Origin of the sequence: Vreelandella azerica, assembly GCF_013112225.1 — a bacterium.
In the GTDB taxonomy this organism is placed as follows: Bacteria; Pseudomonadota; Gammaproteobacteria; order Pseudomonadales; family Halomonadaceae; genus Vreelandella; species Vreelandella azerica.
The window spans coordinates 108060-121133 of the sequence record NZ_JABFHI010000007.1 but is presented as its reverse complement, the minus strand read 5'-3'; the positions used below and the strand labels follow the sequence as shown (position 1 = coordinate 121133).

Sequence of the window (13074 nt, the reverse complement as noted above, 5' to 3'; positions counted from 1 at the left end):
AGACTGTTTCAGCTCAGTCCGGGTCGCTTACTCCGTCCTCGTGTTGAAACATAGTCGCCGAACAGAAAAACTCAAACAACCGTATTCCTCTAGTTGAGATAGCACGCGCCTATCGTTGTCGATTTTGAGCGATGCAGAGGCTGTAATACGCGCCGAAGTCACCAAGGAAACATTTCTGGGAATAAACAATTCGAATAATATTACGTGCTCTCAACTGCCTTTGACGTAGTTACCCGTCTGGTGGGTGGCTTGGGTAGCGACACCTTCCGTATTGGTGGGGATGTTACAGGTCGTGTAGTGGCCTCAGATGTAGAAGGTCGCAGCGGCTTAATTACTCATGGTGTCACTAGTGCGGATGGCGCGTATGACAACTTGCTTATTGATGGCATTCCTGTCTCTATTGCCGACGAATCCCGTGGGTCTGTCACTATTGATCAGGACGGTGGTACCCGAATATTAGAGGGTGGCCATGTTGCCAGCTATTCCTTAGGGCTGTCGTTGCCTAACGATATGTCGATTGCCGATGGGACTATGGTAACGCTGACGGTTTCAGCGGCTATGTCGTCGACGAAGGACCGAACTCGTGCTCAGGAGGGCAAGAAGCCTCAGACCGTGATGCTGTCTAAAGAGGAATGTGACGAGTTCACCAATGCATTAACGGTTGACTTCGTGTTTGACAGCCAAAATGGCTGGGGAAGCGATCAGGAAATCTTCATCAAAGCACCTAAAGATGGTGTTATTGAAGGCACGCGCAACATTGCTGTCAGCCACCTTGCCTCAGTGACAATGCCTGATGATGAACCTATTCCTGAGGCGTTGTCACAGATTAATGACCAAGCAATCGCGAATGCCATGATCACGGTGTTTGACAGCGATCAGGGGGATCTTTTCATTGAGCAAACGGGGCGTCGCTTAACCGTTATTGAAGGGGAAAATGGGACAGAGCAGTCGGACTCTTTCTTCTTTAGCTTGACCACACCGCCTGCGGCCGACGAAACCGTGACAGTATCGCTTGCGTTTGATGATCGTTTAGCGGTCGATGAGGATACTTTTACATTTACCGCTGACAATTGGCAGGAACGCCAGGAAGTCACCGTGTCTGTCGTAAATAGCGATACTGTCTCAAACCGGCTTGATACGCGTATCAATTTTGATATCACATCTAATCAGAGTGACTCGCTCTATCAAAATATCCAGCCTGGGTCGGTGCTCGTTAGTGCTTACGATAACAACAGTGCTGATGTTGTTGTGCAGGAGGTCGGAGACGGTACGCGGATTAACGCCAGTGGTGGCACTGATGCCTACACTCTACGACTAACGAAGGCGCCAACTGATAATGTGTTGGTCCGTCTCAATAGCGATGGTTTCAGCAATTTTGACGTAGACAACGAGCGGGTTGTACTAGACACGATCGTTGAAGAGTCTATACAGGTTGATGTATTGGATCCAGTGGAGTCCGGCCCGCGGTTGGTGCTTCAAGACGGGCGCACGTGGTCATCACTGGATGTATCGGTAGGCATGATACTGACGACTGAAGATGACCAGCAGTTTAAAGTTAACAATCTATCCAGCGATGGCACTGCATTAAACCTTACGACAAGTGCGAATGGCATAACACAAGACACATTGACGATTAACCGTATCTCTACCCCCGCTGTTGTGTTTACCGCTGACGACTGGTTTGAGCAGTTTACGGTTGAGATAAGCTTGGATGAAAACTATATCGCTGCTGCGGGTAGTGAAAATGACCGCCAGTTCCAGCCTCAAGATAACGTATTAGACCGTATTCAGGGTCCGCTGATTTTAGAAGGCGGTACTGGCGATACGGATCGCTCTATTGCGGAAGCAGTGATGCTGCCTTATGAAGATGACGGCGAGCGCGACGAGTTTGTCATTATTACCCCGCAAGAAGCGGCTAAACAGGATACGAATACGCTTATCATGTCGGCCGATGCCAGCAGTGCCGACCTTGAAGGCACGCTTACCAACAACCATGTTGCTGGGTTGGGGATGAGCCCAGCTGATGCTGACCCAGAATGACGGTGTGCTAATCACCACGCGCCGAAAGCCTCGCCACGAATATTGGCGGCGATGATGACGTGTTCGTCAATGCGGGCAACGTCACCTGGATCGGCGGTGTGGGTTGACAGCTTAACCATCACCGACGCTGACCAAGACAGTCAGCATGTTCTGATGGGCGACAACACCAGCTGGGCTGGACGGATGGCGGCGTGCTAGCGCTAAGTTTTCGTGGTTGAAGAAGGCGGTGATGACACCGTTCGGTGCGACGCCGGCAATACCTGGCTCGGCGGCGCGGGTAACGACACCCTCGAGATCGACGATGCAGCCCAAGGTAGTGAGCATGTCTTATGGGCGACAACGCTCTTCTAGGCTGGACGAATGACGGTGTGCTAATCAGCGCCGAAAGTCTCGCCACGGATACCGGCAGTGACGACACCGTCACAGTGAATGCAGGCAACGTCACCTGGATCGGCGGTGTGGGTAACGACACCCTCGAGATCGACGATGCAGCCCAAGGTAGTGAGCATGTCTTAATGGGCGACAACGCCCAGCTAGGCTGGACGGATGACGGCGTGCTAGTCAGCGCCGAGAGTCTCGCGTTTGATGAGGGCGGTAATGACACTGTCACAGTGAATGCAGGCAACGTCACCTGGATCGGCGGTGTGGGTAACGACACCCTCGAGATCGACGATGCAGCCCAAGGTAGTGAGCATGTCTTAATGGGCGACAACGCCCAGCTAGGCTGGAAGGATGACGGCGTGCTAGTCAGCGCTGAGAGTCTCGTGTTTGATGAGGGCGGTAATGACACCGTCACAATGAATGCAGGCAACGTCACCTGGGTCGGCGGTGTGGGTGATGACAGCTTAACCATCACCGCCGCTGACCAAGACAGTCAGCATGTGCTGATGGTGACAACGCCCAGCTGGGCTGGACGGATGACGGCGTGCTAATCAGCGCCGAAAGCCTCGCCACGAATATTGGCGGCGATGATGACGTGTTCGTCAATGCGGGCAACGTCACCTGGATCGGCGGTGTGGGTGATGACAGCTTAACCATCACCGACGCTGACCAAGACAGTCAGCATGTGCTGATGGGTGACAACGCCCAGCTGGGCTGGACGGATGGCGGCGTGCTAGTCAGCGCTGAGAGTCTCGTGTTTGAAGAAGGCGGTGATGACACCGTGTCGGTTAACGCCGGCAATGTCACCTGGCTCGGCGGCGCGGGTAACGACACCCTCGAGATCGACGATGCAGCCCAAGGTAGTGAGCATGTCTTAATGGGCGACAACGCTCTTCTAGGCTGGACGAATGACGGTGTGCTAATCAGCGCCGAAAGTCTCGCCACGGATACCGGCAGTGACGACACCGTCACAGTGAATGCAGGCAACGTCACCTGGATCGGCGGTGTGGGTAACGACACCCTCGAGATCGACGATGCAGCCCAAGGTAGTGAGCATGTCTTAATGGGCGACAACGCCCAGCTGGACTGGACGGATGACGGCGTGCTAGTGAGCGCTGAGAGTCTCGCGTTTGATGAGGGCGGTAATGACACCGTCACAGTGAATGCAGGCAACGTCACCTGGATCGGCGGTGTGGGTAGCGACACCCTCGAGATCGACGATGCAGCCCAAGGTAGTGAGCATGTCTTAATGGGCGACAACGCCCAGCTAGGCTGGACGGATGACGGCGTGCTAGTCAGCGCTGAGAGTCTCGCGTTTGATGAGGGCGGTAATGACACCGTCACAGTGAATGCAGGCAACGTCACTTGGGTCGGTGGTGTGGGTGATGACCGCTTAACCATTACTGATGCGGATCAAGGCAGCAACCATGTACTGATGGGCGATAATGCCCAGCTGGCTTGGACTAACGATAGTGTCCTAACCAGCGCTGTAAGCCTTGCTTTTGAAGAAGGCGGCGATGACGCCGTGTCGGTTAACGCCGGCAATGTCACCTGGATAGGCGGTGTGGGTAACGACACCCTCGAGATCGACGATGCAGCCCAAGGTAGTGAGCATGTCTTAATGGGCGACAACGCCCAGCTAGGCTGGACGGATGACGGCGTGCTAATCAGCGCCGAAAGCCTCGCCACGAATATTGGCGGCGATGATGACGTGTTCGTCAATGCGGGCAACGTCACCTGGATCGGCGGTGTGGGTGATGACAGCTTAACCATCACCGACGCTGACCAAGACAGTCAGCATGTGCTGATGGGTGACAACGCCCAGCTGGGCTGGACGGATGGCGGCGTGCTAGTCAGCGCTGAGAGTCTTGCGTTTGAAGAAGGCGGTGATGACACCGTGTCGGTTAATGCCGGCAATGTCACCTGGCTCGGCGGCGCGGGTACCGACACCCTCGAGATCGACGATGCAGCCCAAGGTAGTGGGCATGTCTTAATGGGCGACAACGCTCAGCTAGGCTGGACGAATGACGGCGTGCTCATCAGTGCCGAGAGCTTCGCGTTCGATGAAGGTGGTGATGACGACGTGTTCGTCAATGCGGGCAACGTTACCTGGATGGGCGGTGTGGGCAGCGACACGCTAGCCATCACCGATGCGGACCAAGACAGCCAGCACGTGCTGATGGGCGACAACGCCCAGCTGAACTGGACGGACGACGGCGTGCTGGTCAGTGCTGAGAGTTTGGCGATGGAGACTGGTGGCGATGACGACGTGTTTGTCAATGAGGGCAACGTCACCTGGATGGGCGGTGTGGGTGATGACAGCTTAACCATCACCGACGCTGACCAAGACAGTCAGCATGTGCTGATGGGTGACAACGCCCAGCTAGGCTGGACGGATGGCGGCGTGCTAGTCAGCGCGGAAAGCCTTGCCACGAATATTGGCGGCGATGATGACGTGTTCGTCAATGCGGGCAACGTCACCTGGCTCGGCGGTGTGGGTGATGACAGCTTAACCATCACCGACGCTGATCAAGACAGTCTGCATGTGCTGATGGGTGACAACGCCCAGCTAGGCTGGACGGATGACGGCGTGCTAGTCAGCGCTGAGAGTCTCGCGTTTGATGAGGGCGGTAATGACATCGTCACAGTGAATGCAGGCAACGTCACTTGGGTCGGTGGTGTGGGTGATGACCGCTTAACCATTACTGATGCGGATCAAGGCAGCAGCCATGTACTGATGGGCGATAATGCCCAGCTGGCTTGGACTAACGATAGTGTCCTAACCAGCGCTGTAAGCCTTGCTTTTGAAGAAGGCGGCGATGACGCCGTGTCGGTTAACGCCAGCAATGTCACCTGGATAGGCGGTGTGGGTAACGACACCCTCGAGATCGACGATGCAGCCCAAGGTAGTGAGCATGTCTTAATGGGCGACAACGCCCAGCTAGGCTGGACGGATGACGGCGTGCTAGTCAGCGCCGAAAGCCTCGCCACGAATATTGGCGGCGATGATGACGTGTTCGTCAATGCGGGCAACGTCACCTGGCTCGGCGGTGTGGGTGATGACAGCTTAACCATCACCGACGCTGATCAAGACAGTCTGCATGTGCTGATGGGTGACAACGCCCAACTAGGCTGGACGGATGACGGCGTGCTAGTCAGCGCCGAGAGTCTCGCGTTTGATGAGGGCGGTAATGACACCGTCACAGTGAATGCAGGCAACGTCACTTGGGTCGGTGGTGTGGGTGATGACCGCTTAACCATTACTGATGCGGATCAAGGCAGCAGCCATGTACTGATGGGCGATAATGCCCAGCTGGCTTGGACTAACGATAGTGTCCTAACCAGCGCTGTAAGCCTTGCTTTTGAAGAAGGCGGCGATGACGCCGTGTCGGTTAACGCCGGCAATGTCACCTGGATAGGCGGTGTGGGTAACGACACCCTCGAGATCGACGATGCAGCCCAAGGTAGTGAGCATGTCTTAATGGGCGACAACGCCCAGCTAGGCTGGACGGATGACGGCGTGCTAATCAGCGCCGAAAGCCTCGCCACGAATATTGGCGGCGATGATGACGTGTTCGTCAATGCGGGCAACGTCACCTGGGTCGGTGGTGTGGGTGATGACAGCTTAACCATTACCGATGCGGATCAAGGCAGCAACCATGTACTGATGGGTGACAACGCCCAGCTGAGCTGGACGGATGACGGCGTGCTAGTCAGCGCCGAGAGTCTCGCGTTTGATGAGGGCGGTAATGACACCGTCACAGTGAATGCAGGCAACGTCACTTGGGTCGGTGGTGTGGGTGATGACCGCTTAACCATTACTGATGCGGATCAAGGCAGCAACCATGTACTGATGGGCGATAATGCCCAGCTGGCTTGGACTAACGATAGTGTCCTAACCAGCGCTGTAAGCCTTGCTTTTGAAGAAGGCGGCGATGACGCCGTGTCGGTTAACGCCAGCAATGTCACCTGGATAGGCGGTGTGGGTAACGACACCCTCGAGATCGACGATGCAGCCCAAGGTAGTGAGCATGTCTTAATGGGCGACAACGCCCAGCTAGGCTGGACGGATGACGGCGTGCTAATCAGCGCCGAAAGCCTCGTCACGAATATTGGCGGCGATGATGACGTGTTCGTCAATGCGGGCAACGTCACTTGGTTCGGTGGTGTGGGTGATGACCGCTTAACCATTACCGATGCGAATCAAGGCAGCAACCATGTACTGATGGTGACAACGCCCAGCTGAGCTGGACGGATGACGGCGTGCTAATCAGCGCCGAAAGCCTCGCCACGAATATTGGCGGCGATGATGACGTGTTCGTCAATGCGGGCAACGTCACCTGGATCGGCGGTGTGGGTGATGACAGCTTAACCATCACCGACGCTGACCAAGACAGTCAGCATGTGCTGATGGGTGACAACGCCCAGCTGGGCTGGACGGATGGCGGCGTGCTAGTCAGCGCTGAGAGTCTCGCGTTTGATGAGGGCGGTAATGACACCGTCACAATGAATGCAGGCAACGTCACCTGGATCGGCGGTGTGGGTGATGACAGCTTAACCATCACCGCCGCTGACCAAGACAGTCAGCATGTGCTGATGGTGACAACGCCCAGCTGGGCTGGACGGATGACGGCGTGCTAATCAGCGCCGAAAGCCTCGCCACGAATATCGGCGGCGATGATGACGTGTTTGTCAATGCGGGCAACGTTACCTGGATCGGCGGTGCAGGTAACGACACCCTTGAAATCACCGATGCGCATCAAGGCAGCAACCATGTACTGATGGGCGATAATGCCCAGCTGGCTTGGATTAACGATAGTGTCCTAACCAGCGCTGAAAGCCTTGCATTTGAAGAAGGCGGCGATGACGCCGTGTCGGTTAACGCCGGCAATGTCACCTGGCTCGGCGGTGCGGGTAACGACACCCTTGAAATCACCGATGTAGCTCAAGGTAGTGAGCATATCCTAATGGGCGATAACGGTCGTATTAATTGGAGTGATAAGGGACTGCCTCACCTCGTTGAAAGCATTGCGCCTGAGTCAGGCGGAAACGACAAAATCATTGTTAATGCAGGCACTGTTCTTGCAGTAGGCGGCAGTGGCGAAAATACAATTACAACAGGTTTGGGACGCGACCGTATTATTGGCGATAGCGGTAAAATGATGTTCGATAGTCTGGGTGTAGTTACTAGACTTCTCAGCACTGATTTTGCGTTCGGTGCAGGCGATACGATCGAAAGTACTGGAGGCGATAACTGGGTTATTGGCGGTACAGGTGATAACACCATTGAACTAGAAGGAGGCGATAATAGCGTCATAGGTAACAACGGTCTTATCAAAGGTGACAACAGTATTCGACGTTTATTGCAAAGCCTTGATGTCGACGCTCCAACCGCTGGAAATAACACGATTGAAACAGGTACAGGCCGTGATTACGTCATCGCAGGGATTGGGGTAAATAAAACTATCAATGCCGCAGGTGAATCGATTGTTATTGGTGATGACGGCTTGATCGTAGCTGATAATAACGGCCGTTACATTCGAGTAGAGACCGGCAACCCTGCCCTTGGTGCCAATAATGAGCTCATCGGCGGATCTGGTCGTGACATATTAATGGGTGGAGTCGGTGATGACATTATTCGAGGTGACGACGGAAATGACATCTTATTTGGTGACTTCGGGCGCGTAATTCGCACAGCGGATCGACTCTTTATCGACTCCAAAAGTCTTTTTGAGGGCGGCAACGACCAAATCTTTGCGGGCGGTGGTAACAACATCGCAATAGGGGAGCCGGCCAAGATGAGTTTGATGCTAATTTTTCTACAGATATCTTTGTTGGCGACTATGGTTTCTTTGAAGTTGGAGTAAGCGACCCGAACGAACAAGAGCGAATCTTGCATTTCGAAACTATTTCCTATGGCCGTAGCGACTTGATTAGGGCTACTCTTGAAAAGCTGTATAGTGCTAATAGGACTGAGGCACCAACGCCTGAGCCAGTGGTTATAGATCGTGTGTTTGGTTCTTTGAATGTCACAGATAGCGCGCTCTCAATGGAGAGGGACGTGAGGTATAGCGCTAATCATATTGCTCACTTGGTTGATGCATGGATGGAGCGCCAGTCGGGAAGTTTACGTTCCAGTATTGCTAGCGCAACGGCAGTCGCTGCGACGGAAAGCCTGCGCAATGTGCAGGATACTGAAATGATAGAGACATCAAGTGAGTCGTTAGCGGATGCCGCTAGTGCTGAAGAGACTCTAGAGGCAGAGCTAAATAGCCCCGCGCTTGAAGAAGAAATTATAGAAGCATCAGAGGGTGATGAAGCATTGACGGAGCCGGTGGACGCAATAGAAGAAGAGGTCTCGGTAGGCGAGGAAGCTCCAGAAAGTAATGCTGTCATTAGTGACGATCTCGAGGGACTTCCCCCGGCTGGCTTGCCACTGTAAGCGGTGCTTCTGCATTAGCAGTTGCACATCAGCGTAGTAAGGCGAATGTTACGGATAGGTTTGAAAAGCTACGTCGTGAGTCCGCTGCGCGACACTGGAAAAAATGACATCTCCGCAAAAAAATCAAGGTGGCTAATGAGCTTGTCATGGCATAGCAGCGAAAGAAAGATATCTCAAGCGACAGAGGCGAGCGACATACAGCAATGGCTAGATCTTCAAGCTGATAGATTGGTTAGTGCACATACGCATTTGCACCTTATTGAAGGCATCGCGTTATGGGAACAAGAGGGGCAGTACCTGCCCATAGCTCTGTGGCCATCACAGGCGGACGGTGTTGGGTTACTTGATGTTGCAAACCAATCATTAGAGGCTGCCCAAGGTGTAGCGGTCGCTATAGGGAATGATATTGGTGTTGGCTATCCTATTGTTGATCGCTCCCCGGGGAGTGAGGGGCACGTATTAGGTGCGGTCGCTTTTTATATCGCATACCGATCTACTCAAGCGTCCAATCAGCGTTATCTCACTACGTTTCTATATCATTTAGAAGACAGTGTCTCGGGGCTAGAACTGGAATGTCTCTCCAGTGAAGCGCTAAAAGCTCATATATCTACGCAGCAGCAAAGCGACTTTTTTCGCTTTTAGCTGCTGTGTTGGAGCAACCTACCTATGTGTCTGCTGCCCTACAGCTGACGACTAAATTAGCGTCATTAATGCGCGCTGAACGGGTGAGTTTAGGTTGGCGCTCAGGTGCACGAACCAAAGTTACTAGCATCTCGCATAGTGCTAATTTTAACCGGAAGATGAACCGCATCCGCGCAACGGAAACGTCAATGGATGAAGCGCTTGATCAACAAAGACCTGTTGTGTGGCCAAGTAGCAGCGAATTTGGCAGTGATGTGGCTGCCGTCAATCGAGCCCACTTTTCTCTATCACAATTGACGGATATTAGTCACGTGTTGACGATTCCGTCTGCCGATCAAACAGGTGTTAAAGCAGCGCTGACAATTGAAAGAGAAAGCCCCTTTACCTTAACTGAAATTGAAGCATTAAGTAGTGTGATGGCGTTAAGTGTGCGTGCGCTAGAAGAAAAACGACGCAACGACCGTCCTTTACTGCTAAAAATGTTAGTTGCTATACGCGGTCAGTTTGCTGCATTGTTAGGTGCAGGGCATCTTGGTTATAAACTTGCTGCTATTAGCGTAGCTGGCGTAGTGGGGTACGCTTATTTTGCCACAGGCACGGCTCATGAAGCTGCAAATGCCACCTTGCTTAGTGAGTCTCAGCACGTTATTTCAGCTCCGTTTCAGGGATATATAGATACAGCACAAGCACGTGCTGGTGATCGGGTCAGTGCTGGAGAGGCGTTGGTGTTTATGGATACGCGCGACCTTCGTCTTCAACAATTGCAACATCAGAGTCGGCTGGCTCAGTTAGAAAGCGAAGCACAAAGTTTAAGGGCGCAGGGAGATCGAGCTTCTTTAAATATTTTGGATGCACAGCGCGCTCAAACACAAGCAGATTTAGAGCTTGTTGAGTCACGTTTGCAGCGGTCGACGTTAGAAGCTCCGTTCGATGGGGTGATAGTGGAGGGCGATCTAACACAACAGCTGGGGAGTGCTGTTAGTCCAGGAGAGGAGCTGTTTCGTATAGCGCCAGAAGGACGCTATCGTCTAGAACTGGCGGTAAACGAGTCCAGAGTAGTCGATATAGAGGAGGGGCAGCGAGGGCAATTACTGTTAGCTGCCTTAACAGACAGGAAATTTGAGTTTGAAATACAACGCGTTACACATGAAACGCGTCAACGCGAGGGTAATAATTATTTTATTGTCGAAGCTGTTTTATTGGATGACGATCCTTCTTTTCGGTCGGGTATGGAGGGGATTGGACGTGTGCCTCTTGGTGAGCAGCGGCAAATTAGTATTTGGACGCGTGAACTAAGAGAGTGGCTATTGATGCTTAAATGGCGCATTTGGTGATTCATGAGTGCTTCACTTTATAGCGATCAATGGCATCGTGTTGCTCACCTTGCACCACGACTACGCAAACATACCAGCATACATCGCCATGATTATCGTGGTGCACCTTGGTATGTATTATTTGACTCTCTCACGGGGCAAGCTCACCGTTTTACACCCGAGGCTTATCAAGTGATTGGTCGGCTTGATGGCTCGTCTACGTTGCAGAACATTTGGGATGAGGTGAGTCATGAAATTGGCGATGATGTGCCTACACAAGATGAGCTAATAGGGCTCATAGCGAAATTACATCATGCTAATATTCTTGCAGGGTATCACGATATTGATATCGACGAACTTTCACATCGCAATCGACAAGGGCGGTTGAAAAAGATTAAGCAGATAATGCGTTCTCCTCTAGGCGTGAAAATTCCTCTAGTTGATCCAGATGCTTTTATTAATGTCACTTACCCTTATGTAAGACTATTGTTAAGCGTCTGGGGAGCTCTGATTTGGTTAACTGTTGTTGGCTTTGCAGTTGTATTGGCGGCCATTCACTGGGAAGCGTTAACGGATAATCTTGCGGATAGAGTACTAGGCTTGAACAACTTGCTGCTCATGGCATTGGTGTATCCCGCTGTTAAGGTGATTCATGAGTTGGGACACGCTTGGACAACGAAAGACACAGGAGGAGAAGTACATGAAATCGGCATCATGTTTTTAGTTTTCTTTCCAGTGCCTTACGTTGACGCATCAGCAGTGGCAGTATGCCCGGATAAACACCAAAGAATGTTAGTGGGTGCGGCGGGTATTTTAGTAGAACTGTTTATAGCAGCATTAGCCATGTTAGTATGGGTATTAGCAGAGCCAGGTTTGCTGCGTTCAATAATGTTTAACATTATGATTATTTCAGGGATTTCTACACTGCTTTTCAACGGTAATCCTCTTTTGCGCTTTGATGCCTATTATGTATTATCAGACTGGTTAGAAATTCCTAATTTTGGACAGCGTGCAAATCAACAGCTCGGATATCTCATTAAGCGCTTTTTACTAAAAAAACGTGATGTAACAAGCTTGGCAGACTCTAAGAAAGAGTCCTGTTGGCTTGTTATATATGCAATCACTTCTTTTATTTATCGCATGTTTCTGATGGTGTTTATCGCTATTTTTGTAGCGACTAGCTACTTCTTTATAGGGGTGGTACTTGCTATTTGGTCTCTGTATATGGCTCTCATATTACCGAGCTTTAAAATATTAAAGGAGATGGTGGTGGGCACGCAATTGGAAGGCTTAAAAAGGCGAGCGTGGATTTTGCTTGTAAGCGTTTTGCTCATATTGTTGGTAGGGTTTTTTCTTGTGCCGATTCCCCATTCTTCGGTAATTCACGGTGTGGTAGATAGTCGGGAGCCAACGAGTATACGTGCCGGTGCTTCCGGTGAGCTCCGTCAATGGTGGGTTGAGGATGGAGACTACGTCGAAGAAGGGCAGTTGATGGCTGACCTTTATGCGCCTGAGTTGGCTAGTGAAGTTTCTCGTCTTGAAAGTCAGAGACGAGAGGCGGAGTTTCGTATGCAGGCAATGGTGCGCGACCCTCAATTAATTGCTATTGAGCAAGAAAATTTAAGTTTGGTTGAAAGCCGACTTGTTGACGCTAAATTACGTGCTGCCGGCACAAGCATAGTGAGTCCTCGAAGCGGTCAAGTAAGACTGAGCCAAGAACGCATCGATCTTGGTCAACATATTGCACAGGGCCAAACTATTGGAGCTGTTGTGCAAGACAGTGATCTACGTATTAGGTCACTATTGCCTAGTTACTTACAGCCTCAGGTCGTGAGCGATTTACAAGCAGTTAGGCTGAGGTTGCCAGGAAGTGATCGCGAATTTAAAAGCGAGCTATTGGCAATATCTCCAGGCGCTACACGTGAAATACCCAGCATTACCCTTACGAGACAAGGTGGGGGGCAAGTAGCGTTAGATCCTGAGCAGACTCAAGAAGCTATGGCATATCGACAGCACTACACATTGGATATTGATGCAACTCCTTTGATCCGCTCTGAAATACCTCTAGCGCTTGAAGGTCGTGTGTTTATCAAGCTGGTTTATACGCCTTCTCCTTTAGGTTTCCGGCTTTGGGACAATATTAGGCGAAACTTTTTGTCACTTTTTGACCGATAACATTAGGCTAATACCATGTTTTTGGAATTAATCGCTATCCTATTAATGGTGTTGACCGGCCTGAAAAAACGGTACCACCGC

Annotated in this window: 10 protein-coding genes; 9 read left to right on the top strand and 1 reads right to left on the bottom strand. The window is 51.7% G+C overall.

Annotated features, from left to right (window positions below; all coding sequences use genetic code 11):
- The first annotated feature begins 249 nt into the window (after positions 1-249).
- Positions 250-2040 (top strand): hypothetical protein, encoded by a 1791-nt coding sequence (locus tag HLB35_RS14735; RefSeq protein ID WP_171703159.1) that lies wholly within the window; start codon positions 250-252, stop codon positions 2038-2040.
- Between the two features lie 111 nt (positions 2041-2151).
- Here the strand turns inward: HLB35_RS14735 and HLB35_RS14730 are convergent, their stop codons facing one another.
- Complete coding sequence (locus HLB35_RS14730) at positions 2152-2352, bottom strand: hypothetical protein (protein ID WP_171703158.1); 201 nt, start codon at positions 2350-2352, stop codon at positions 2152-2154.
- Positions 2353-2369: 17 nt separating this feature from the next.
- On the opposite strand from HLB35_RS14730, the gene HLB35_RS14725 reads away from it, so the two are divergent.
- The 8 genes from HLB35_RS14725 (at position 2370) to HLB35_RS14690 (ending at position 12993) form a co-directional block, all read left to right on the top strand.
- On the top strand, positions 2370-2972 hold the full coding sequence (locus tag HLB35_RS14725; RefSeq protein WP_171703157.1) for a hypothetical protein: 603 nt from the start codon (positions 2370-2372) through the stop codon (positions 2970-2972).
- Positions 2966-6667: a beta strand repeat-containing protein gene (locus HLB35_RS14720; protein ID WP_171703156.1), complete on the top strand. Its 3702-nt coding sequence runs from the start codon at positions 2966-2968 to the stop codon at positions 6665-6667. Before HLB35_RS14725 ends, HLB35_RS14720 begins: the two co-directional genes overlap by 7 nt.
- Positions 6668-6684: 17 nt before the next feature.
- Positions 6685-7062 carry a hypothetical protein gene (locus tag HLB35_RS14715; protein WP_171703155.1) on the top strand — a complete coding sequence of 126 codons (378 nt, stop codon included), beginning with the start codon at positions 6685-6687 and terminating at the stop codon, positions 7060-7062.
- A complete protein-coding gene (locus HLB35_RS18580) occupies positions 7056-8288 on the top strand; it encodes a calcium-binding protein (RefSeq protein WP_171703154.1) in 1233 nt (410 codons plus the stop codon). The genes HLB35_RS14715 and HLB35_RS18580 overlap by 7 nt, the downstream gene beginning before the upstream one ends.
- Before the next feature lie 26 nt (positions 8289-8314).
- The gene (locus HLB35_RS14705) at positions 8315-8863 is read left to right on the top strand and encodes a hypothetical protein (RefSeq protein ID WP_171703153.1); all 549 of its coding nucleotides are present in this window, start codon (positions 8315-8317) and stop codon (positions 8861-8863) included.
- Positions 8864-8923: 60 nt separating this feature from the next.
- The gene (locus tag HLB35_RS14700) at positions 8924-9505 is read left to right on the top strand and encodes a hypothetical protein (RefSeq protein ID WP_216601583.1); all 582 of its coding nucleotides are present in this window, start codon (positions 8924-8926) and stop codon (positions 9503-9505) included.
- A gap of 188 nt (positions 9506-9693) precedes the next feature.
- On the top strand, positions 9694-10839 hold the full coding sequence (locus tag HLB35_RS14695; protein ID WP_171703151.1) for an efflux RND transporter periplasmic adaptor subunit: 1146 nt from the start codon (positions 9694-9696) through the stop codon (positions 10837-10839).
- A 3-nt stretch (positions 10840-10842) separates the two neighbouring features.
- On the top strand, positions 10843-12993 hold the full coding sequence (locus tag HLB35_RS14690) for an HlyD family efflux transporter periplasmic adaptor subunit (RefSeq protein WP_171703150.1): 2151 nt from the start codon (positions 10843-10845) through the stop codon (positions 12991-12993).
- The last annotated feature ends 81 nt before the right edge of the window (positions 12994-13074 follow it).

Coding starts and splice junctions, on each gene's coding strand:
- HLB35_RS14695 (WP_171703151.1), top strand. CDS start 9,694: ATGGATGAAGCGCTTGATCAACAAAGACCTGTTGTGTGGCCAAGTAGC.
- HLB35_RS14690 (WP_171703150.1), top strand. CDS start 10,843: ATGAGTGCTTCACTTTATAGCGATCAATGGCATCGTGTTGCTCACCTT.
- HLB35_RS14725 (WP_171703157.1), top strand. CDS start 2,370: ATGGGCGACAACGCTCTTCTAGGCTGGACGAATGACGGTGTGCTAATC.